Annotated in this window: 17 protein-coding genes; 9 read left to right on the plus strand and 8 right to left on the minus strand. The window is 59.3% G+C overall.

From position 1 onward, the window contains the following. Positions 1-141 precede the first annotated feature (141 nt). Together DBR46_RS30280 and purU are read right to left on the minus strand one after the other, a co-directional pair. The gene (locus DBR46_RS30280) at positions 142-312 is read right to left on the minus strand and encodes a hypothetical protein (RefSeq protein ID WP_177413984.1); all 171 of its coding nucleotides are present in this window, start codon (positions 310-312) and stop codon (positions 142-144) included. A gap of 86 nt (positions 313-398) precedes the next feature. Then, the gene (gene purU, locus DBR46_RS02950; protein WP_124524960.1) at positions 399-1,247 is read right to left on the minus strand and encodes a formyltetrahydrofolate deformylase; all 849 of its coding nucleotides are present in this window, start codon (positions 1,245-1,247) and stop codon (positions 399-401) included. Between the two features lie 347 nt (positions 1,248-1,594). Here purU and mvaT point away from each other — a divergent pair, with 347 nt between their 5' ends. Next, positions 1,595-1,969 (plus strand): histone-like nucleoid-structuring protein MvaT, encoded by a 375-nt coding sequence (gene mvaT, locus DBR46_RS02955; protein ID WP_005790963.1) that lies wholly within the window; start codon positions 1,595-1,597, stop codon positions 1,967-1,969. Between the two features lie 87 nt (positions 1,970-2,056). Here the strand turns inward: mvaT and sbcB are convergent, their stop codons facing one another. After that, positions 2,057-3,484 (minus strand): exodeoxyribonuclease I, encoded by a 1,428-nt coding sequence (gene sbcB / locus DBR46_RS02960; protein WP_124524961.1) that lies wholly within the window; start codon positions 3,482-3,484, stop codon positions 2,057-2,059. Positions 3,485-3,651: 167 nt separating this feature from the next. Here sbcB and DBR46_RS02965 point away from each other — a divergent pair, with 167 nt between their 5' ends. From DBR46_RS02965 to DBR46_RS02990, 6 genes are read left to right on the plus strand one after another with little or no spacing between them, the layout of a single operon-like run. Then, the gene (locus tag DBR46_RS02965; protein ID WP_124524962.1) at positions 3,652-4,344 is read left to right on the plus strand and encodes an RDD family protein; all 693 of its coding nucleotides are present in this window, start codon (positions 3,652-3,654) and stop codon (positions 4,342-4,344) included. After that, entirely contained in the window at positions 4,341-5,318 is a 978-nt protein-coding gene (locus tag DBR46_RS02970) for a stage II sporulation protein M (protein WP_124524963.1), read from the plus strand. Before DBR46_RS02965 ends, DBR46_RS02970 begins: the two co-directional genes overlap by 4 nt. Next, positions 5,308-6,837: a DUF4129 domain-containing protein gene (locus DBR46_RS02975; RefSeq protein ID WP_124524964.1), complete on the plus strand. Its 1,530-nt coding sequence runs from the start codon at positions 5,308-5,310 to the stop codon at positions 6,835-6,837. The genes DBR46_RS02970 and DBR46_RS02975 overlap by 11 nt, the downstream gene beginning before the upstream one ends. Further along, on the plus strand, positions 6,834-7,991 hold the full coding sequence (locus DBR46_RS02980; RefSeq protein WP_124524965.1) for a DUF4350 domain-containing protein: 1,158 nt from the start codon (positions 6,834-6,836) through the stop codon (positions 7,989-7,991). The genes DBR46_RS02975 and DBR46_RS02980 overlap by 4 nt, the downstream gene beginning before the upstream one ends. Further along, a complete protein-coding gene (locus DBR46_RS02985) occupies positions 7,988-8,983 on the plus strand; it encodes a MoxR family ATPase (RefSeq protein ID WP_124524966.1) in 996 nt (331 codons plus the stop codon). Before DBR46_RS02980 ends, DBR46_RS02985 begins: the two co-directional genes overlap by 4 nt. A gap of 7 nt (positions 8,984-8,990) precedes the next feature. Continuing rightward, positions 8,991-10,322 carry a DUF58 domain-containing protein gene (locus DBR46_RS02990; RefSeq protein WP_124524967.1) on the plus strand — a complete coding sequence of 444 codons (1,332 nt, stop codon included), beginning with the start codon at positions 8,991-8,993 and terminating at the stop codon, positions 10,320-10,322. Between the two features lie 61 nt (positions 10,323-10,383). Here the strand turns inward: DBR46_RS02990 and DBR46_RS02995 are convergent, their stop codons facing one another. Together DBR46_RS02995 and DBR46_RS03000 are read right to left on the minus strand one after the other, a co-directional pair. After that, positions 10,384-10,743 carry a PilZ domain-containing protein gene (locus DBR46_RS02995; protein ID WP_124524968.1) on the minus strand — a complete coding sequence of 120 codons (360 nt, stop codon included), beginning with the start codon at positions 10,741-10,743 and terminating at the stop codon, positions 10,384-10,386. A 222-nt stretch (positions 10,744-10,965) separates the two neighbouring features. Then, on the minus strand, positions 10,966-11,340 hold the full coding sequence (locus DBR46_RS03000) for a tetratricopeptide repeat protein (protein WP_124524969.1): 375 nt from the start codon (positions 11,338-11,340) through the stop codon (positions 10,966-10,968). Between the two features lie 173 nt (positions 11,341-11,513). Between DBR46_RS03000 and pyk the strand changes: the two genes are divergently transcribed. After that, on the plus strand, positions 11,514-12,965 hold the full coding sequence (pyk, locus tag DBR46_RS03005; protein ID WP_124524970.1) for a pyruvate kinase: 1,452 nt from the start codon (positions 11,514-11,516) through the stop codon (positions 12,963-12,965). Positions 12,966-13,164: 199 nt separating this feature from the next. Here the strand turns inward: pyk and DBR46_RS03010 are convergent, their stop codons facing one another. Both DBR46_RS03010 and DBR46_RS03015 read right to left on the minus strand, forming a co-directional pair. Next, positions 13,165-13,914: an enoyl-CoA hydratase-related protein gene (locus DBR46_RS03010; RefSeq protein ID WP_124524971.1), complete on the minus strand. Its 750-nt coding sequence runs from the start codon at positions 13,912-13,914 to the stop codon at positions 13,165-13,167. A gap of 30 nt (positions 13,915-13,944) precedes the next feature. Continuing rightward, positions 13,945-14,877 (minus strand): iron-sulfur-binding ferredoxin reductase, encoded by a 933-nt coding sequence (locus DBR46_RS03015; RefSeq protein WP_124524972.1) that lies wholly within the window; start codon positions 14,875-14,877, stop codon positions 13,945-13,947. Positions 14,878-15,092: 215 nt separating this feature from the next. Here DBR46_RS03015 and DBR46_RS03020 point away from each other — a divergent pair, with 215 nt between their 5' ends. Next, entirely contained in the window at positions 15,093-16,616 is a 1,524-nt protein-coding gene (locus DBR46_RS03020) for a fumarate hydratase (RefSeq protein WP_016971118.1), read from the plus strand. Positions 16,617-16,697: 81 nt separating this feature from the next. Here DBR46_RS03020 and DBR46_RS03025 read toward each other — a convergent pair whose 3' ends face one another. Further along, positions 16,698-23,171, minus strand: a complete 6,474-nt coding sequence (locus tag DBR46_RS03025) for a hypothetical protein (protein ID WP_124524973.1) — start codon at positions 23,169-23,171, stop codon at positions 16,698-16,700. Between the last annotated feature and the right edge of the window lie 169 nt (positions 23,172-23,340).

A 23,340-nucleotide genomic window follows, 5' to 3' on the forward strand; every position in this document is an offset into this window, starting at 1 on the left:
TCCGTGGGCCGCCGTCATGGGGCGCCTAAGATCAAAAGCTGAAAAGCCAGAGCCAGAGCCAGAGCCAGAGCCAGAGCCAGAACTTGGGCTTTATCAGGTCTAGTAGTTATGTAGATACCTGTGCTCATCAAGGGCAAGCCGTTACGCTTCGTCGTCTTCGGCCTTGCCCTGCTCACGTTCCCACAGCTCGGCGGCCCCCGGGAATTCGGTACCGTCTTCAGCGTCGAGGTCATCGGGGTCATACCGACTCAAACAACCCTCCCCCAACGTCGCCGGGGCTTTGGATGTGGCTTTGTCCAGCGGATCGCTCATGGTCCACTCCTTAACGGCAGGCAAAGAAAAAGGGCCTGGGACGATTTAACGCCCAGGCCCTTCATTCTTCAATCACAACGCGATGATCAGAACACGACAGTCTTGTTGCCGTGTACCAACACGCGGTCTTCCAGGTGATAGCGCAGGCCACGGGCCAGCACCATCTTCTCAACGTCGCGACCGAAGCGCACCATATCTTCAATGCTGTCGCTGTGGCTGACGCGTACCACGTCCTGCTCGATGATCGGGCCGGCGTCAAGCTCTTCAGTCACGTAGTGGCACGTTGCACCAATCAGCTTCACGCCGCGCAGCGAAGCCTGGTGATAAGGCTTGGCGCCAACAAACGACGGCAGGAAGCTGTGGTGAATGTTGATCACCTTGCCCGCGTACTCACTGCACAGCTCCGGCGGCAGGATCTGCATGTAGCGCGCCAGCACCACGACGTCGGCTTCATGCTGCTTGACCAGGCGGGAAACCTCGGCAAAGGCCGGCTCCTTGTCCTGCGGGTTGACCGGCACGTGGTAATACGGGATGCCATGCCACTCGACCATACTGCGCAGGTCATCATGGTTGGAAATCACACAGGCGATCTCGCAGTCCAGCTCATCACTGTGCCAGCGGTGCAGCAAGTCGGCGAGGCAGTGGGATTCGCGACTGGCCATCAGCACCACGCGCTTCTTCTGCTCGGTGTCGGTGATGTGCCAGGTCATCGAGAACTCTTCGGCAATCGGCGCAAATGCGTCGCGGAAGGCATCAAGACCAAAGGGCAGCGAATCGGCACGAATCTCGTGACGCATGAAAAACCAACCGCTGAGATTGTCCGAGTGATGGCTCGCCTCGGTGATCCAGCCGTTGTGGGAGGCCAGGAAATTACTGACTTTGGCAACGATACCAACCCGGTCCGGGCAAGCAATCACCAGCCGAAAAGTGCGCATTAGGGGGAAACTCCAGAACTTCGCAAAGGCCGCCATTCTAGCGACAACGCAGAAAAACTGCAGTATCCGTTGCGCCCATTCTGAGCGCTCGCCCCGAACACATCCCTTAACAGCGTAAGGTTTTACCACCGTTATATGAACACCTAACTGCAAGATTGAGCAGTTAGGCCTTTTTAAGGAGATTATCTTTGCGGCCTACGCCCTATTAATTAACTCGAACGCAAGGCACTGCCACAAACATTCAACGTAATTCACATAAATACACCCTTAAATGTTTACTTGAGGATTTGGCCTGACTATTATTGGTCCACGTCCTGTCAATCAGCGCTCTACATAAGGTAGTCCACATGTCCCTGATCAACGAATACCGCGCCACCGAAGAAGCTATCAAAGAGCTACAAGCCCGTTTGAAGAATCTGTCGCAAGACGACAAGCTGCAAACTGAACTGGAATTCGAAGGCAAACTGCGCACCCTGATGGGTGAATACTCCAAGTCCCTGCGTGACATCATCGCGCTGCTGGACCCAGAGTCGAAAGTTAAGGCACCACGTGGCGCAGTGAAAACTACCGGCACCAAGCGTGCACGCAAGGTCAAGCAATACAAAAACCCGCACAACGGCGAAGTGATTGAAACCAAAGGTGGCAACCACAAAACGCTGAAAGAGTGGAAAGCCAAGTGGGGCGGTGACGTAGTTGAAGGCTGGGCTACCCTGTTGGGCTAAGCCTCATCGGGCCAAGGCCTGATGCGCAACACATTGAAAACGCCAGCTTGCTGGCGTTTTTTTATGGCCGGCTTTTTAATAACCCGATTACAAATTGAAGCGTGCCGCTAAAGAATCGGCATAATGCTGCCACTGATCCAACACCTGAAGCTGATACGGCGTAGCACTTACCGCCAACTCCAGGCGCGCCTGGTTAAATGCCTCAAGGGTAATCGGCGCCCCCCACTCAGCCTCCGTCAGACGCTGCGCACAGAACAGTTTCCAGCGTTGTTGTTCCTCGCTGTTCAAGGTCTCTGGAAAGTTACGCGCACGGTAGCGAAATAATAATTCGGGTAGCCGATGATCATCGAAAGGCCACGACTGGCTCGCTAATTGTGCCGGCTCGGCGTTGCGCACTTGCTCGCATAAACGACGATCACGATCACCGATAAAACCATCATAAAGCTGCTGCTCCGGGTCATGGGTCGGCGCAAAATCTTCCTCGGCATAAATCGCCGCCAACTTGTCGCGCCAAACTTCCTGTGCGTCAGTTAGCCGCAGCGCACGTGCCTGATAACTGTCCATATCCAATTGCAAACGCTCGCGATCTTGCGCCCGCAGCACACTCAATGGCGCCACCACCGGGCAGCGATTAATGTGCAGCAACTTGAGGGGCACCGGCAACTCACCCTCCGCCAGCTCATCACGCCGTGTGTAAAGGCGCTGGCGTAGCGTCTCGGCGTCAAGGTCCAGCAACCCTTGAGGGTCGAGGCCCAGGTCGCACACGATCAATGCATTGCGATTGCGTGGGTGCCACGCCAACGGCAGTACCACGCCCAGGTAATGGCGTTCAGCAGAAAAGCGCCCGGAAATATGCACCATCGGTTGCAGCAGCCGTACCTGGTCCATTACACGCTGCTTGCTGCGCAGCTCGAACAGCCAGTCGTACAGCTTGGGCTGTTTTTCCCGTACCAGCCGCGCCAACGCGATGGTGGCACGCACGTCGGACAAGGCATCGTGGGCCTGGCCGTGGTCAATGCCGTTGGCCGCGGTCAGGCGTTCAAGCTTGAGCGTGACGCGCCCGTCCTGTTGCGGCCACTCGATACCTTCCGGGCGCAGGGCGTAGGCAGTGCGCACCACATCGATCAAATCCCAGCGGCTGTTACCCCCTTGCCACTCACGCGCATAAGGGTCGAAAAAGTTGCGATACAGGCTGTAGCGCGTCATTTCATCGTCAAACCGCAGGGTGTTGTAACCCGCTCCGCATGTACCAGGGGCTGCCAGCTCCGCGTGTACCCGCGTCATGAAATCAGCCTCGGCCAAGCCCTTTTGCGCGAGGATGTCCGGGGTGATGCCTGTGATCGCACAAGCGGCAGGATGGGGCAGGATATCGTCGCTGGGCTGGCAGTACAGGTTGACCGGCGGCCCGACTTCGTTCAGTTCGAGGTCGGTGCGGATACCGGCGACCTGAAGCGGACGATCGCTGCGCGGGTTGATGCCGGTGGTTTCATAGTCGTACCAGAAAATGGAGGTCACGGGCTGTTCCTGTGCTGATGATGCGCAAAGTCTAGGCGCTGCAAGGCGCTCGAAGCCAGCGCGATATCGCCTGTACAAACATCCAGCAAAAGCTTGAGTGGTTGCTTCCGGCGCCGACACTGCTAGCATCCGTGTCTGCCAGCCACACTGCACTGCCAAGGATCGCGATGCCATCAGCCCCACTGGACACCCGTTACCAGATCGAGACCCCGGAGGGCATCGACCTGCCGCTGCGCCCAGCAGGCCTTGCGCCGCGTGCATTGGCCTTTGCGTTCGACCTGGGCTTGCGCGGGCTGGTCATGGGAATCCTCATCGTCCCCCTGGCATTGCTCGGCAACCTCGGGATCGGCATCGGTTCGCTGCTGCTGTTCCTGGTCAGTTGGTGGTATATGGTGCTGTTCGAAGTGCTCAACCAGGGCTGCTCGCCGGGTAAGCAGGTGATGGGCTTGCGTGTCGTTCAGGACGACGGCACGCCCATCAGTTGGTCAGCCTCGTTGATTCGCAACCTGCTGCGTTTTATCGACATGCTGCCTTTCGGTTATTTTCTCGGGGCAATCAGCTGCCTGCAGCACCCGCATTTCAAACGGCTCGGCGACTTGGCCGCCGGCACCCTGGTGATCTACCACGAACGCCCCCTGCCACGCCCCAAAGTGCCCCAGGCCGCCGCCCTGCGGCTACCCTTTGCCCTGGACCTCAACGAGCAACGCGCCATTCTCGGCTTTGCCGAACGCCAGGGTGAACTGTCCGCCGAGCGGGTTCACGAACTGGCTTCGATCCTCGCGACGCCCTTGCAAGTGTCTCCGGCCCGGGCCGTCGAGCAACTCAACGGCGTGGCCCGTGGCCTGTTGGGGCCGACATGAAACAGAGCCTCTTCGAACACCGTCACCAGCCCCAATGGCAGGCCTTCACGGCACAGCTGGAACAGTTGGAGCAAGGCAAGGCCAAGGCCAGTGACCTGGCCGGCTTCCCTCATCAGTATCGACGCCTGTGCCAACACCTCGCCCTGGCGCAGGAGCGCGGCTACAGCAGCTACCTGGTGGACCCACTGCAGCAACTGGCCCTGCGTGGCCATCAACAGTTGTATCGCCATCGCAGCCAATTGGGGGCGAAGGTACTGAGCTTCGTACTCGCGGACTTCCCGCGCCTGGTACGCGCCCAGTGGCGCTTTGTGTTGGCCGCCAGCCTGCTGTTCTTCGGCAGCCTGGTGGGCGTAGCAGTGCTGGTGTTCCTGTTTCCCGACCTGATCTACAGCATCGTCAGCCCCCAGCAGGTGGCCGAGATGCAAAGCATGTATGACCCCGCTGCCAGCCGTCTCGGGCGGGCCGCCGAGCGCGCGTCCAGTGAAGACTGGATGATGTTTGGCTACTACGTGATGCACAACATCGGTATCGCCTTCCAGACCTTTGCCGCTGGCTTGCTCCTGGGTTTGGGCAGCGTGTTCTTCTTGATTTTCAACGGCCTGATCATCGGCGCGATCTCCGGCCACCTCACCGAAATCGGCTACGGCCAGACGTTCTGGTCATTCGTGATCGGCCATGGTGCCTTTGAACTCAGCGCTATCGCCCTGGCTGGCGCGGCAGGCCTGCAGTTGGGCTGGGCGTTGATCGCTCCCGGACAACTGACCCGTGGTGAATCCCTGAGGCTGGCGGCCCATCAAAGCGTGCAGATGCTCTGCGGCGTGATGGCGTTCCTCCTGATCGCAGCGTTTATCGAAGCCTACTGGTCCTCCACCACCAACATTGCACCGTGGCTCAAATACCTCGTGGGTGCCCTGCTCTGGCTGCTGGTGGCCACTTACCTGATCTTTGCCGGACGGATTCGCCATGCGCCTTAGTAATGCAAGCGTGGTCATTCGCCCTCGCACATCCTGGGAGGCCATGGACCTTGGGGTGCTCATGGCGCAGGAACATCGCTGGCTGCTGATGGGCAGTTGGGCGTTGGTCACATTGCCGATTTTCGCGTTGCTGACAGCACTGCTGTGGAAGTACCCCTCCATGGTCATGTTCCTGTTCTGGTGGTTGAAGCCGGCCTTTGATCGTCTGCCGCTGTATATCCTGTCCAAAACCCTGTTCGCAGAAACGCCCAGTATTGGCCAAGCCGTGCGCCAATGGCCGCGCCTGCTCAAAGGCCAACTGCTGGTCAGCCTGACCTGGCGGCGATTCAGCCTGAGCCGCAGCTTCGCAATGCCCGTCAGCCAACTCGAAGGCCTGGATGGCAAGGAACGCCAGCGTCGTCTAGGCGTATTGCAACAACGCAACGCCGGGGCCGGGCGCTGGTTGACCATTATCGGGATGCACCTGGAGATAGGCCTGTGGCTGGGGTGCATGGCCCTGTTCTACTTGTTCATCCCCCAACAGCTGGAGCTGGATTGGGACTGGCGACGGCTGGCATTGGCCACCGGGTCAGAGGCGCTCTGGCTGGAACACTTGGGCAATGGGTTCTACGCCCTGATCCTGGTGTTCTGGGAACCCATTTACGTGGCGTGCGGTTTCAGCCTTTACCTCAATCGCCGCACCGTGCTGGAAGCCTGGGACCTGGAGCTGGTGTTCCGCCGCCTGCGTCAACGCCTGAGCAGCGCGGTGCCACTTGCACTGCTGGTATTCGTGCTGATCTGCGCCCCTTCCAGCCGCCCGGCGATGGCCGATGAGGCGTCCGCGACCAATCAAGTAAGCACCCAGGCAGCCAGCCAATCGATCAAGGCATTGCTGGATAAACCACCGTTCAAAAACCCGGAAACTGTCACGCGTTATCGCTTCGGCGAAGAAAAGCCCGCCGCTGAAAACAAACCCCGCGGCAACGGCAAGCTGCCGGCCTGGCTGCAAGCATTGCTGGACAACCTCAACAGCAACGCCTTCAAACACATTGCCCAGGGCATGGAAGTATTGCTTTGGAGCCTGTTGGCAGGCGGCATTGCCCTGTTGGTCTGGCGCTATCGCGACTGGCTGCACACCTTTGTCACCCAGCGCCGGCCACGCCAACCCAAACCCGGCAAGCCGCTGCCCACCCAACTGTTCGGCCTGGAGCTGGGCGCTGAAACCTTACCCGACGATATCGCCAGCACCGCTGAGCAACTTTGGCCCACGCAGCCACGGGAAGCGCTCGGCCTGCTCTATCGCGGCCTGCTCAGCCGGCTGTTGCACGACTTCAACCTGCCACTCAAAAGCGCGGACACCGAAGGCCAGGTTCTGGAACGCATTCAAAAGCTGGAACAGCCACAGCTGCTGGCATTCAGTGACGAGCTGACACGACACTGGCAAAACCTCGCATATGGCCATCGCCTTCCCCCGGTCCAGGCTCAACAGCAACTATGCAGTCATTGGCGCGCCCTATTCAATTCGGGAGCGTCCCAATGAACCGGCCATTCTTGTGGGTCGGCTTGCTGCTCGTGGGCTTGCTGGGGCTGGGGAGCTATTTCCTCTGGAGCAACGCCGTCCCCTACGACGAAATCATCGACCACGGCCCCTCTCCAGAAGCCAGGGCCAACCCTTACCTGGCGGCGGAACACTTCCTGCGCCAGCACGGCCTGAGCGTCCAGCATGCCAATGGCCTGGAGCGCCTGGCGACCCTTCCCGCCACGGGCAACAGCCTGTTGTTGCTGGGGGAGCGCAGCAACATGTCGCCTCGCCAGGTCGAACAACTCCTGGCATGGGCCAAGGCCGGCGGCCATCTGTTGTTGGTGGCCGAAGCACTGTGGGACGAAGAAAGCGGCAAAAGCGGCGATTTGCTGCTTGATCGCCTGCATCTCCAGCAAACATTGAGTGACGAACCTGAAGAGCCCGCCCAGGCCCGCAAAAAGCGGGCTCCCGACCTGACAAAGCTCTATGTCGACAACGAAACCGCTCCGGCCTATTTCAGCTTCGACACTGACTTCAACCTCACCGACCCCAAGCACCTGGCGCAGTTTTCCGCCAACAGCGCGAAGTCCAGCCACCTGATGCAACTCAAGCTCGGACAAGGCATTGTGACGGTGATCACCGACAGCGACCTGTGGAAGTACCCGGCAATTGGCAGGCACGACAACGCCTGGCTGTTGTGGTACCTCAACCAAGGCACCGATGTGACCTTGCTGTTCAACAGCGACGTGGATGACCTCTTCACCTTGTTGCTGCGCTATTTCCCCCAAGCCCTGGTGGCGCTCGCCGCACTGCTCGCCCTGGCGCTTTGGCACGCCGGCATGCGGCAAGGCCCGATGCGCGCCCCCGCGCCCAAGGCGCGCCGACAATTGCTGGAACACTTGCAGGCCAGTGCCGATTTCCTGCTGCGCCGCAGTGGCCAGGGTGTCTTGTTGCACGCCTTGCAGCGCGACATCCTGCGCGCCGCAAGGCGTCGCCACCCAGGCTTTGAACACCTCGACACGGCTGAACAGCAGCAAGCCCTTGAACAGCTGACACGCCAACCCTCTCACGTCATCAGTCAGGCCCTCGGCCCACTTCCGGCAAAACGGCTTTCCAGTGCCGACTTCAGCCGCCAGGTGGCAAGCCTGCAAACTCTCAGGAACGCCCTATGAGCGAATATTCCCCGGCACCAGCTCCGACGACCGAAGCCCTGCACCTGGCCAGCCAGCAGGCACAGGCCCTGCGTGTTGAACTGCGCAAGGCGGTGATTGGCCAGGATCAAGTGATCGATGACGTGCTCACGGCACTGATCGCCGGCGGCCACGTATTGCTGGAAGGCGTGCCCGGCCTGGGCAAGACCTTGCTGGTACGTGCCCTGGCGCGGTGTTTTGGCGGCGACTTCGCGCGCATCCAGTTCACCCCGGACTTGATGCCTAGCGATGTCACCGGTCACGCCGTGTATGACCTGCACACCGAGCAGTTCAAGCTGCGCAAAGGGCCGCTGTTTACCCATTTGCTGCTGGCTGACGAAATCAACCGCGCCCCAGCCAAGACCCAAGCTGCCTTGCTCGAAGCCATGCAGGAGCGCCAGGTCACTCTTGAAGGGGAAGCGTTGCCCATTGGTCAACCGTTCATGGTGCTGGCAACCCAGAACCCGATCGAACAGGAAGGCACCTACCCGTTGCCCGAGGCCGAATTGGACCGCTTCATGCTGAAGGTGCGCATGGACTACCCCGATGCCCAGCAGGAGCTGGACATGGTGCGTGAGGTCACGCGCTCATCCCGCGCCGACATGCTCGACGTACAGCCCCTGCGCACCGTGCTGCACGCCGAAGATGTGCTGCAACTCCAGCAGATCGCCAGTGAGCTCGCCCTGGACGAGCAAGTCCTGGACTATGCCGTGCGCCTGGCACGCGCCACCCGCAGCTGGCCCGGCTTGACCATCGGAGCCGGCCCCCGTGCGTCTATCGCCCTGGTGCGCGGTGCCCGGGCCAGGGCCCTGTTGCGCGGCGGCGAGTTCGTCACCCCGGATGACATCAAGAGTTGCGCCTTGGCCGTATTGCGCCACCGGGTGCGTATCGCCCCGGAACTGGACATCGACGGATTGGACGTGGACCAGGTGCTCAAGCAAATGCTCGACCAGATCCCGGCCCCTCGGCAGTGATCCGCCCATGAAACCAACCCGCCTGCTACTGACCTGGCTTGCTGTGCTGCTGGGCCTGAACACCCTGCTGGGCACTGCAGCGGCGTTGCAGCTTGAGGTGCCCGACTCCCTGCACTCGGTCGCCTGGGGGCTGCTGCTGGCGCTCTTGTTGCTGGCATTGCTGGATGCCGCCCGCCTGCGCCGGCGCCCCTCCCCGCGCGTGCAACGGCAGATGCCCGGCAGCTTGGCATTGGGTCGTTGGGGCGAGGTACACCTAAGGTTTGAGCACGACTACCCACAGCCTCTGAGCGTGCACGTATTCGACCACGTCCCCGATGGCCTGGGCGTGGAGAACATGCCCCAATCCATCGAGTTGCGACCCGGCGAGCGAAGTGAGCTGGTGTATCGCCTACGCCCTTTGCGGCGCGGGCATTTCAGTTTCAGCCGTTGCGAAGTGCACCTGCCAAGCCACTTGGGCCTTTGGGCGGCGCGACGCTTTGTCGACGTCAGCGACTCCACCCGTGTCTACCCGGATTTTGCCCGCCTCTACGGTGCGCAACTCCTGGGGGTGGATAACTGGCTGAGCCAGTTGGGGGTTCGCCAACACCCACGTCGGGGGCTAGGGCTGGAGTTTCATCAACTGCGCGAGTTCCGCGAGGGTGACAGCCTGCGCCAGATCGACTGGAAAGCAACTGCCCGGCAACGCACGCCCATCGCCCGGGAATATCAGGATGAACGCGACCAGCAGATCGTGTTCATGCTCGACTGCGGCCGTCGCATGCGTAGCCAGGATGGCGAGCTGTCGCATTTCGACCATGCGCTCAATGCCTGCCTGCTGCTCAGCTATGTCGCCTTGCGCCAGGGTGACGCCGTGGGGTTGTGCACCTTCGCCGGAGAGCGGTCGCGCTACCTGGCGCCGGTCAAAGGCAGCAGCCAGTTGAACCTGCTGCTCAACGCGGTGTACGACCTGGACACCACCCGACGCACGGCCGACTACGAGGTCGCAGCCACCCAATTGCTGGCCCGACAAAAACGCCGTGCCTTGGTGATCGTGGTCACCAACCTGCGGGATGAGGACGATGATGCGTTGCTGAGCGCCGTCAACCGCATCAGCCGCCAACACCGGGTGCTGGTGGCAAGCTTGCGCGAGGAGGTGCTCGATCAACTGCGCCAGGCCCCGGTGCAAACCTTGGATGAAGCCCTGGCCTACAGCGGCGCCGTAGACTACCTCAACACCCGGAATGAACTGCACGACCGCTTGGCCGCCCATGGCCTGTCGGTGCTGGACACCTCGCCATCGGCGCTGGGAGCGGATCTGGTAACACGCTACCTGGGTTGGAAAAAGGCAGGAGTATTCTGAAGCGCCGAGGGCGCAGCCACGGCTGGGGTGGTCCCCTGGCCGTGCCGATTGCGCTCTGGATCTAGGCGGAAGCCTGCACGTGGTCAAAACTGAAGTAGTGCAACAACAGGTTGATCAGTTGCCCATACTCCGCAGGCGCCTGGGACAGGCTGAACCCCGAATCGTAATGCTGTGGATTGATATCTTCCCGGCTCCACAGGCAGGTCGCCGTGAGATCCACTACAAGCACAGAGGTTTCAGGCCCGGGCATCTTCAAGCGTAGCTCGAAGTCGACACCGACCATCATGGGTAATTGGCTGATTAACATCAGCCCGCCTTCCGAGACATTACCTAAAAAGCCGATTGGCTTATCGGTTAGACGGTTAAATACTTGGAGGAAACAAGTTAACTGGTGCCGTTCGATCCGTCGGTCGGTAAACATGGTGAGATCGCCATCCAGTGGCCATGACTCTGGCCGTGCCAGTGATAAGGAACGAGCAACATCGCTCGCTCTCCCTGGATTCCGACGTGACAACAACACGTTTGTCACAGGACAACTGCCGAATCCGGGCCCCACATCCGTTCGAATGAAAACTTGTACAAACGAACATTCAAAGAGTAGCCCAAGACTGGCAGCAGGCCAGCTATTAAATGACGAATATCATCACAAAGACGCTGGACGTGCCTGTGCGGTGCTCGCGCCGGAGTAATGCCCCAGCTGTTGCAAGGTATCGAGCCGCGCGCGAGCACGGTATGCGTACTCGCTCGACGGGTATTGATTGATGATGAATTGATAGGTCTGCACAGCATCGACGAACAGTTTCTGCCGCTCCAGGCATTGCCCGCGCAGCATCGAGACTTCCGGCTGCACGTAGCGTCGGCTGCGGCTTTCACGATCGACCTGGGACAATTCCAGGGTCACGCGCTCGCAATCGCCGACCTTGTAGGCGCGGTAGGCGTTGTTCAAATGGTGGTCCATCGACCAGCGGGTGCAGCCGACAACACTGACGGCCAGGGCAGCAATGAGCAAAATTCGCATGAGGGTTCTCCTGTCTTGTGCAATGTATCGACCCCTCGTCGAAAATCTTCAAGGTTGTTCGTAATCAGCCGCAGCGAAAACAAGTCAATCCTCGATAAGTAGTGCAAACGAACAATGACTACAACGATAGAGCATAGTAGCCTTCCTCAGCGCTTGAACTCAGGAGTCTGTGCATGTCCGTCCGTCGTACCAAAATCGTCGCCACCCTTGGCCCGGCCAGTAACTCGCCGGAAGTCCTCGAACAGCTGATTCTGGCTGGTTTGGACGTTGCCCGTCTGAACTTCTCCCACGGCACCCCAGACGAGCACAAGGCTCGCGCCAAACTGGTGCGTGACCTGGCCGCCAAGCACGGCCGCTTCGTGGCACTGCTGGGTGACCTGCAAGGCCCGAAAATCCGTATCGCCAAATTTGCCAACAAGCGTATCGAGCTGAAGATCGGTGACCCGTTCACCTTCTCCACCAGCCACCCGCTGACCGAAGGCAACCAGCAAGTCGTGGGTATCGACTACCCGGACCTGGTCAAGGACTGCGGCGTCGGCGACGAACTGCTGCTGGACGACGGCCGCGTCGTGATGCGCGTCGACACCGCCACCCCGACTGAACTGCACTGCACCGTGATCATCGGCGGCCCGCTGTCGGACCACAAAGGCATCAACCGTCGTGGTGGTGGCTTGACCGCACCGGCCCTGACTGAAAAAGACAAGGCCGACATCAAGCTCGCCGCCGAAATGGAAGTGGACTACCTCGCCGTGTCCTTCCCGCGCGACGCCGCCGACATGGAATACGCCCGTAAACTGCGCGACGAAGCCGGCGGTACCGCCTGGCTGGTGGCGAAGATCGAACGCGCCGAAGCCGTGGCCGATGACGAAACCCTCGACGGCCTGATCAAGGCGTCCGACGCCGTGATGGTTGCCCGTGGTGACCTGGGCGTGGAAATCGGTGACGCCGAGCTGATCGGTATCCAGAAAAAGATCATCCTGCACGCACGCCGTCACAACAAAGCGGTAATCGTGGCGACCCAGATGATGGAGTCGATGATCCAGAACCCGATGCCGACCCGCGCCGAAGTGTCCGATGTGGCCAACGCCGTGCTCGACTACACCGACGCCGTGATGCTCTCGGCGGAAAGTGCTGCCGGTCCGTATCCGCTGGAAGCGGTGCAAGCCATGGCGCGTATCTGCGTCGGCGCCGAAAAGCACCCGACCAGCAAGACCTCCAGCCACCGCATCGGCAAAGAGTTCGAAAGCTGCGACCAGAGCATCGCCCTGGCCGCCATGTACACCGCCAACCACTTCCCGGGCGTGAAGGCGATCATCGCCTTGACCGAAAGTGGCTACACGCCGTTGATCATGTCGCGCATCCGTTCCTCGGTGCCGATCTACGCGTTCACCCCGCACCGCGAAGCCCAGGCTCGCGCGGCAATGTTTCGTGGCGTGTACACCGTACCGTTCGACCCGGCTTCGCTGGCACCCAATGAAGTCAGCCAGGCAGCCATCGACGAGCTGGTCAAGCGCGGCGTTGTGGAAAAAGGCGACTGGGTCATCCTGACCAAGGGCGACAGCTACCACACCACCGGCGGCACCAACGGCATGAAGATCCTGCATGTGGGCGACCCGCAGGTCTGAGTGATCGGCTGCTGAAAAACAAAAGCCCCGCCATGTGAATGGCGGGGCTTTTTGCATTTCAAACCGGCTGATGTGTTGGCTTGGAGGGCCCCTTCGCGGGCAAGCCCGCTCCCACAGTTAACCGCGTACATCCTGAAGGAACTCGGTCGAATGTGGGAGCGGGCTTGCCCGCGAAGAGGCCAGCCCCATCACCAAAGCTTCATCGCCGAGTGATAAAAGCCGACAACGCCGCCACCGCCTCCGGCGACCTCAACCGCTGGGTAAACAACGCCCCCTCTTCTTCGATCACCCGCCGCAACTGCTCGCGATCCACACTCCTCATCAGTTGCTTGGTCACCTGCACCGCCCCCGGCGCCAGGTCTTCAAAACGTGTAGCCATTTCCCGCGCCTTGGCCAGCGCCGCTTCGCCGCTCGCCAACGCCTCAGTGGCAATCCCCCACGCGGCCGCCTGCTCGCCGCTGAAACCTTCGCCCAACAGCAACAATTCAGCCGCTTTCGCATGCCCCAACAAGCGCGGCAGGATCAGGCTCGAACCAAATTCCGGACACAACCCCAGATTGACAAACGGCATACGCAAACGCGCATCGCGGCTGACGTAGACCAAGTCGCAATGCAGCAACAGCGTGGTACCGATACCCACCGCCGCGCCCGCCACTGCGGCGACCACCGGTTTGCGGCAGTTGAGCAGGCTTTGCATAAAGTGAAACGGTGGGCTGTCGAGGCTGGAGGGCGGTTGCTGAAGGAAGTCGCTGATGTCGTTGCCGGCGGTAAAACACGCGCTGCTGCCCTGGATCAGGACGGCACGAATAGCATCATCCGCATCAGCCTGCTCAAACGCCTCGGCCAACTGCGTGTACATCGCGCGGGTCAGGGCGTTTTTCTTGTCGGGCCGATTGAGCTGCAAGGTCAGCAGCCCACGTTCGCGGTATTGCAGGATGGCGTCGGTCATGGCAATTCTCGCGGCCTTGAAATTCAGCGCTCAACCACGGGGCAGGAACACATCGGCCAGCAGTTGATTGCGCGGCAGGCCCGCCAGGAACAGGCGCTTGGAAAACGCCTCGACCTGGGCCGGGTGCCCGCAGAGTAAGGCCAGGGTTTGCCGCGAAACAAGCCGCAGTTGTGCCAATGCCTGGGGCGCCTGCGCCGCCGTCCACAACTCCACGGTCAGGTTGGAATGCTGGGCGGCCAGCGCAGCCAAGGGCTCGGCCAGGTAATGCCCATCCGCATCATGGGCCTGGTGAATCACGCGGATGGCGCCCTGGTGATCCTGGCGCAACGCCTCGCGCAACACGCCCCACAACGGGCCGAGGCCGGTGCCCGACGCCAGCAGCCACAACGGCCGGGATTGCCAGTCGGGATCGTATTGCAGCGCGCCGCCACGCAATTCGCCCAGACGCAAAACGTCTCCAACCTGCAACTGCCGGGCACGATCACTGAATTCACCGGGCTGACGGCAATCGAGGTGAAACTCCAGGAACGGCTCTTCCTGGGGCAAGCTCGCCAGGGAATACGGGCGCGCCACCTGCCCCGCCCACAACACCAGATGTTGCCCGGCGCGATAACGCAGGCCGCGCTCCGGTTGCAGACGCAGGCGCAGCACCGTCGAGCTCAGCCAATCGGCCCCCACCACCTGGGCGGCCAAACCGTCACGTGTCGGGTCAAAGGTTTCGACCCGCAGATCACCACTGATTTGACACTGGCAGGCCAACCGCCAGCCTTCCTCGCGTTGCGCCGGGCTCAAGGCTTCCGGCTGCCGATCAGACACCTCACCGGCACAGCGCACCAGGCACGCATGGCAACTGCCGGCGCGACAACTGTAGGGCACAGCCACACCCGCCTGGTTCAGCGCATCCAGCAGATTGCTGCCGGGGGCGACCGACCAGTGGCGTTCGCCGACGTGCAGTTCAGGCATATAAAGGTCTCAATCTCAGGGGATGGGCACAGGGAATCATGCCTGCGACAGTTTGACCATAGTCGGGTGTATCGGCCACCGCGCCGGGTTATACTGCCGCGCCTTTTTAGCGTCGCGCCTGCACCATTGGCGTGCCTTGGAAAGGTGGTTCCAGCCGACCGATGCAACACTGGAGCCACCTTTATTGAATGTTCCCTTATAGAGGAGCGCGACTCATGACCGTGATCAAGCAAGACGACCTGATTCAGAGCGTTGCCGACGCCCTGCAATTCATCTCCTATTACCACCCCGTTGATTTCATCCAGGCCATGCACGAAGCCTACCTGCGCGAAGAATCGCCAGCGGCCCGTGATTCCATCGCCCAGATCCTGATCAACTCGCGCATGTGCGCCACCGGCCATCGCCCGATCTGCCAGGACACCGGTATCGTCACCGTGTTCGTGCGCGTAGGCATGGACGTGCGTTGGGATGGCGCCACCATGGGCCTGGACGACATGATCAACGAAGGCGTGCGTCGCGCCTACAACCTGCCGGAAAACGTCCTGCGTGCATCCATCCTGGCCGACCCGGCAGGCGCGCGTAAAAACACCAAGGACAACACCCCGGCGGTCATCCACTACTCCATCGTCCCGGGTAACACCGTGGAAGTGGACGTGGCGGCCAAAGGCGGCGGCTCCGAGAACAAGTCGAAAATGGCCATGCTCAACCCGTCCGACTCGATCGTCGACTGGGTGCTCAAGACCGTTCCGACCATGGGCGCCGGCTGGTGCCCACCGGGCATGCTGGGCATCGGCATCGGCGGCACCGCCGAGAAAGCCGCGGTGATGGCCAAGGAAGTGTTGATGGAATCCATCGACATCCACGAGCTGAAAAAGCGCGGCCCGCAGAACCGTATCGAAGAGATGCGCCTGGAGCTGTTCGAGAAGGTCAACCAACTGGGCATCGGCGCCCAGGGCCTGGGTGGCCTGACCACCGTGCTCGACGTGAAGATCATGGACTACCCGACCCACGCCGCTTCGTTGCCGGTGTGCATGATCCCCAACTGCGCCGCCACCCGTCACGCGCACTTTGTGCTCGACGGCTCGGGCCCGGCGTCGCTGGAAGCGCCACCGCTGGACGCCTACCCGGAAATCGTCTGGGAAGCCGGCCCATCGGCCCGCCGCGTAAACCTCGACACCCTGACTCCGGAAGAAGTGCAGAGCTGGCAGCCGGGCGAAACCGTGTTGCTCAACGGCAAGATGCTCACCGGTCGCGACGCTGCGCACAAGCGCATGGTCGAGATGCTGAACAAGGGCGAAACCCTGCCGGTGGACCTCAAGGGTCGCTTCATCTACTACGTCGGCCCGGTTGATCCGGTGCGCGAAGAAGTGGTTGGCCCGGCTGGCCCGACCACCGCGACGCGGATGGACAAGTTCACCCGTCAGATCCTCGAACAAACCGGCCTATTGGGCATGATCGGCAAATCCGAGCGCGGCCCGACTGCGATCGAAGCGATCAAGGACCACAAGGCCGTGTACCTGATGGCCGTGGGCGGCGCCGCTTACCTGGTGGCACAAGCCATCAAGAAGTCCCGCGTTGTCGCGTTCGCCGAGCTGGGTATGGAAGCGATCTACGAGTTCGACGTGAAAGACATGCCGGTCACCGTTGCGGTGGACAGCAAGGGCGAATCCGTACACATCACCGGTCCTGCCATCTGGCAGAAAAAGATCAGTGAAAGCCTGGCGGTAGAAGTGCAGTAAGCGCTTCCACCGCTCAAGAAGCCACGCAATCGACGTTGATTGCGTGGCTTTTTTTTTGGAACAATCTGAAAGAACAGTGAATCATTGCTGATCGTAGAGGTTAGGCAGGTTGTACGTTACCGTCTCGTTTTCAAAATAGTTAACATAAGCCCAGCCGTTTTCATCGGTTACCTGATGATAGACCTGCCGATCCTTGATAAGAATTACGGGGTGATTGGCCAGTATCTGTTCAGAGTAAGCAGAAGCCACTCGAACACCGTAACGCAAATACGGCGGTGTACCCGGTACTGCCTGGGGACCGAAGGTTTCTGAGAACACCGCTTTATGATGCGCCAACGAGATCGGCAATACCCTTGATGCGATCTCCCACCCGCCAATTTTCATTTCAAGCGCCAACAGCACATCGGCAGCACTTTTTGTGCAATCGAGTGTCCAGGACAACCCACTTTTCTTCATGGCTCGCGGGACACCCTCCAACGGACTCAGGATTACACCGTGATCAACGGGGTCTCCCGCATATACCAAACTCACTTGTTTATCCATCACTTCATCAGAGCGGGGATCCAGCACCAACGTATGCACTGCACCACGGCACAAATAGAGCGTCTGACCCAGTGCCTTACCGCTGAATTTATCCAGTTTGACCTCAATCAGCGACCTCAAGTCATCCGACAATAACAGGCAGGGCAGGTGCCAATCCGACAAAGTCGAGCTGACCCATTTCACGCCACAATGAGTTTCGTCGCCAGAGCTTGATGTAACCGACCAGGACATCGGCTGCCCGTCCACCGTACGCCGCTCTCCCCACGCAGGAGAGCATTCAAGTCCCGAGGCTTCGGCATCCGCCAAGTCTTCCAGCGCGACAGTGGAGCCAATCATCGAACTGTCCCGCACCTCCAGCCTCAGCGAATGGGTCATCCCACGTCGAAATTTCAATTCACTGAGGGCCAGCTTAACCGGCACATCATCCAGGTACATCACGAAGTGTTTCGACCACGGGTTCTCCTGCAGGGCGTTGACCGTAAACCCTACGTGCAGGATGAGATCTGAATGTGTGTCGCTTACCTCGGCCTCAACGGGATGCTCACCTTCTGCATCGGGTGTATATCGATACTCCGCCCACCCCCCGTGCGTCGTTTGCGAGACGACCCACAAACCTTTACGGTCGGCCGTTTCATCAGTGATCCAGCGTACCGTGACCCCTTCTTGCCCTTCGCCGGTTTCAGTGTCGACCACCTGCATACGCAACAGCACGCTCTGGTTTTCGCCCACAACCGGCTGAGACAGAACCGGCCCAACCTCCCCTATCGAGAACTTACCCTTTTTGACCCTAAACTTACGCACGTCCGACCAATCGGAGGCATCTCCAGATTGCACCAATTGCACGCTAACGCCATGCTCCCCCTCTGCCCACCGGGTCGTCGACAACCACCGCCAAGTGCTGCTGGTGTTTGTGAGCGTTGCCAGCAAATCGACCTCATCACCTTCATGACGCAGCAACAACTCTCCTCCTCTAGTGCCTCTACCCGAAATTTCCACGCGGTCCGGCTGAACACCACTGTTTTGGGTTGGCCGGTCGATAATGGGGGTTTGCGGCTTGGGCGAGACAAAGAACCCGTAGGGTTGGCCCCAGGGCGATTCTCTGTCCTGAATGCGTTGCTTAACCTGTAGCTGCGTTGGGCCTGGAGGCAATCGACTCGTCAATACAAGGTCCAGGAACCCATTTTCATCAGCCGATTGCACATGCAATAGCTGATTATCTTTGGCATTGCGCAGGCTGATCAACGCAGCGGGCAGGCCGGCGATTTTTATGCGCGGGCGTGACGGGTTCTGCGTCCCCACATGGGGGAATAAGATGGACGGAGTCTCCAGCTCCGACAGTACGTTAAAGATTCGCTCCACACTTGGCAGGGAACGGACGCCCCCAATCACCTGGTACGCCCGGATTCGGTTCTCACCACTCGGCCAACTTTGGTCAGGCGTAAACGTCGCCTTAAGGCCACTGATGACGATTGAGCCCGCCACGTCATGACCATGAGCATCAATCACGGCAATGCTCGCGTCCTGCGCATGTAAATAGACGATAGTCAGCGCCTGGCGTGATTGCACCGGTTCAGTTGGCGGCACAATCTCCGGTGCGTCGGGCATGAGTCTGAACGAGCAACGCGCACTTTCAACGGTTGGCAGGTCACCCAGCGACAGCGTCACGAAGATCTCATGGAAACCTGGATCAAGCCTCAAAGAGCCCTTAGAAACCCAATGGCCATCCACATCCACATTAACAGACGCGACAAATTGCCCGCTGGTGGCGTCATTCAATATCATCCGCGCACCTTCCAGCGAGGCCTGGACATGGCCGTATATCGGCTCGTGCAACGCCATCAATTGATTCGGTACTGGGTAATCAATGATCGGCTTCTCAATGGCGGCAGAAAACTCATAGGGGGCACTCCAATCAGAGTCGATCCCATCCACCGTCTGAATTGCATACACCTTGTTCTGCGCCCACCACATTTGATCGGGAATGAACCGACGCACGGAACCGTCACCAACGAAGACGCCCGCTACCGGCGTGCCATTACTGATGAGTCGCAACGAGGTCGAGCCAGCCTCCACCCCCTGCACAGTGAGAGCCTGCAACGGCTTGGCCGGAGACTCTGCGGGGACAATGATTAACGCTTGGGGTTTTACGGCGAACTCACGGAAAGCAGAGAATGGGGAAGCCATGCCGTTGTAGGACTGACGCACCTTGATATGTTGTATTCCGGCCTTGAAACTGCTGCATTTCCCCTCCCAGGACCTGCCAGACACGGGAAAAGACGCCAGTTGATTGTTGTCGAGGTCAAACACAAAAACCGTCGCCCCCGAAGTGCCCTCTCCCGACAGCTCAACAGTTGCGTTGTACTGCGCGCCATGCACGGGTAGACCAATCGTCGGCATAGGGGGATGAACTTTGAAGCGGACTATCTTCCCCGGGTCCGACTGAAATGCCTCAACGACTTGCGCTGCACAAACTTGACTGTCATGCGCCCAGGCGGTATCTGGCGTGAAGTAACGCACGCTGCCCGTGCCCTCGACAGTGCCACGCACCTGAGTCCAAGGATTGAAAACCCTCACCTCATCAGCGCTTGGGTGAACACCTGTGATTTCAATGGGGTCAAACGCGTTGAAAACACTCCCCGGTAGCGTGACGCTCGGCGCATTCACCATAATCGTGAAATCACACAGAGGCCCTGGATCTGACTCAACACCGTTGACGATTTGCTTGAGACGTTTGTGTTTAGGCCCTGGCATTGCCCAGCTATGGATGCCAGCCCAGCGGTTACCGGATGCTTGCCAGGTACTGAGGACGGTACCGTCAAGGTTCAACACCTGGACGGCTGCACCCGGGGCGCAAATACCGCCCATTTCAAACTCGGCATCGTAGTACCCGCCGGGCTTAGGCACTTCGAAGGCCGGAGCAAAGGGCTTGGCGGTAAACCTGCAAGGTTCGCTCGGCAAGGACTCCGCATCATTGACTATCTGTGTTGCGTACACGCTAGTGCTAACCCCGGGCGCCCAATAGTCGATGGGCGTGAACGTGAATGTTCCCGCGCTACCGCTGAAATGGCCGGGGACTTGAACATGACCTTCCAAGTACATGATCAGTTTGCTGGCTGACGGGTCTACGTTCACTACGGTCAACGCTTGTGCCGGCTCGGCAATATCCGCAGGGGGGATGATTTTCAGGGGCATCGGCAGACGGCTGAAGACACAAGGCAGGCTCGGATCGGATGCTATCGAATTCACCGTCTGAATCGCACGAACCGTGTTATTGCCCGTTAACCAATCCCCAGCCGGGGTAAACAGGCGCTCGACGCCTGACCCGGCGAAGCCCCCTGCAATGTTCTTGCCGCCATCATCAACCAGCCGTATCACGCTGCTTGGATACACACCGGTAATTTTCAAGGGGTGTCTTGCCAATATCGGTTTTTCGGGTGGGCTGATTACGGCCATCCGGGGCTTGATATAAAAGGTACGATTATCTGCGGGCTGGGAGTCAACATGGTTTAACACCTGTATCGCCCGAACACTTTGGACACCGGGTGCCGACCAATCATAGTTTGCCTGCCAGCGGCTGCCTGTGACCTCTGCCTCCGTCAGAATATTGCCATCCCGGCCGAGCAAAAAGACCGCAGCACCCGGGCTGCATGAACCAATGACCGGCGCGTCGGATGCCGCCAAGGACTGTTCCCGCGGCTGACCGATCAGCGGCTGAACCGGCCTGGCGGAAAAACTGACCGGGCTGCTGGGATCGGACTGTATGCCGCTGTACATCTGCGTGACCCACACTTGTTGCGCGCCAGGCAGCCAGGCTTTAAGCGGGGTAAATGTGTAACTCGTACCACTTTTACTGAAGGTCCCGTCGACCTGACCCGCGTCATTGTGCATCTTCAGAATGGCTCCGGGAATATGATCCCCGACAATCATCAACGCCTGCTTCGGCAGGATCGGAGGCGCTGCCGGTGCGGTAATGGAAAGCTTGCGCGGCTTGATACTGAAACTTCGCAAGAAGGGCGGGGACAATAGCGCTCCCAGCTTGATGGCGACATTCAGCACATGCTCTCCGGGCAGCAGCGGCAACGCTGTTGAGCTCCAGACGCCGTCGGTATTGGGTATGGCGGTGGCAACCGGGCTGCTGCTTTGGGTGGTGTACAACACCACCGTTGACCCCGGACCGCCATAGCCGTCCCTGCCGGAAAACGCGCCTCCCTGCTCCATGACCTCTTGATGTTCTGGATAGAGAACGGTGAGTTTTTCAAGCGTGGCAAAAAACCTGCAAATACTGCTGGGCGCCGACGGCGCACCATTGAATGTTTGTATCGCGTACACCGAACGAGTGCCCAGCGCCCAGTGTTGTGCAGGCGTGAACGTGCGGTTGGCGGTGGATCCGCTGAAGCTGCCAGCGATGGTTTTTTTGGTGTCCGCGTCATACATCTGCAACGTGGAATTGCCTGGAATGACGTTAGTTATGACCAGCGCCTGTGTGGGAAGCGTCGGTATCGGTGGCTGAGCGATCAGCGGCGCATCAGGTTTGACATCAACCTGAAGTAATTCAGACACGTCTGATCGGTGAGCGTAAAAATTCCTGCCTATGTGCACGGCAGTGAGCATGTGGAAACCTGGGACCCAACGACCAGCAGCAATGGCATACCAACGACCATTCGATTGGACGGTGGCCTCCAGCGGCGGCACGCTTCCCTGGCTGGCCGTGACGCGAACGGTACATCCAGCAAGACCTTTGCCGCCAACTGTGGCGATGCCATCCTCCCCAAAGTTGGCATCTGTCAACTCGGGGGGTAATAGCAGCGTGAACGGAACGAGCTCTGATCTTGTTGACGTGTTATTGAGCCACTGCTCAGCAACCAGTGTCGTCGGATCTCCCGACGTCAAGTCTTGCGTTGGTGTGGTACTCCATTGCCCGTTCGCCACCACTGCCGAGGCAATCACCCTCCCATAATCAGCGTTTTGATAGACCTTGATCGTCGCACCGTTCGCGCCGGTTCCGCTCAGAAGAGGCCGTGCTACTTTGACAAACCCTGGATTGTGCAAGCCAGGTCTCGAAGGCCCCACTGAAAACGACCGTTCCAACGACCAATCGGAAACCGCGCTCGTCAGCGTGCTGCGTTGCCGCGCTTTTATTGTGTAATGACCGGCAGGCCAGGCTCGCTGGGCGGAAACCGACCAGCTACCATTTTCCAAAACGGTCGTAGCCAATTGCACGCCACCCGTGCCATCCGCTAGAAACACCTCAGTCGTCAATCCAGCAAGCCCGCCAACACCACTTACAGTGGGCATTCCAGAAAGAGGCACCGAGACATCAAGTATCTGAGGAGGAAACAGGAGCGAAAAACTGACGGGTTCTGACGGGCTCGAACCCTGAAAATCCAGGTTCTGAAAAGCCTTCAGCGTGATAACTTCCGTCATTGGCAACGCGTCAGTGGGTGTAATTGCCCACTGTTTATTTTTGACGACCGCCGTTCCAAGATCGTTGATCACGTTAGATGTCAAATAAACCGTCGCTCCCTCTTCCCCCGTTCCACTGAAGCGAGGGAACGCTGTCCAGCTGGTGCTGGGTTGCGTAATCACTGGAGCAAGGAGCTCACGCTTTTTCAACCGCTCGGCATAACCCCAGCGACTGGTAATACCAGCATGGTATTCAGCTCGCACCCAATTCAGAGCAGTAATCCCAGGAGGGAATTCCACCACACACTTCATTTCTGACATCCACGCCCCAAACCATACTAATCCGAACGTGTGATTTAACTGCACAGTCACCTTCTTGTCCGCAGAGTCCATATATTCCATTTGAACTTTCCAGGCATGGATGGGAACGCCGACCGTTGCCGCTCGTGCCGTGAATACAAATCTGCGCGGAACAATTGAATCATTCGGGGGATAGATAATATTCGGCTTTTTCCAATGAATGAACAAAGGGCCTATGGCACTTTCATTATCGTTACTTGGTCCAGTGCTGCCTTTGAGCCTTTTCACGGTATCGGCACTCCAATCCATGGCGTCGCCGCCAACAGTGATAGTGCTAGATCTAAACTCATCGAATGACCTGAGGATAACTGTGAAAACTACCAGTTACGACAAACGGTTGTTGATCAATACCGGGTTGCACTGAGAGAAGTCATCGGCTACCTGTCAAGTTTCACAGGTTACAACTACGACCTAGCTG

The sequence above is a fragment of the Pseudomonas sp. KBW05 genome, assembly GCF_003852405.1.
In the GTDB taxonomy this organism is placed as follows: Bacteria; Pseudomonadota; Gammaproteobacteria; order Pseudomonadales; family Pseudomonadaceae; genus Aquipseudomonas.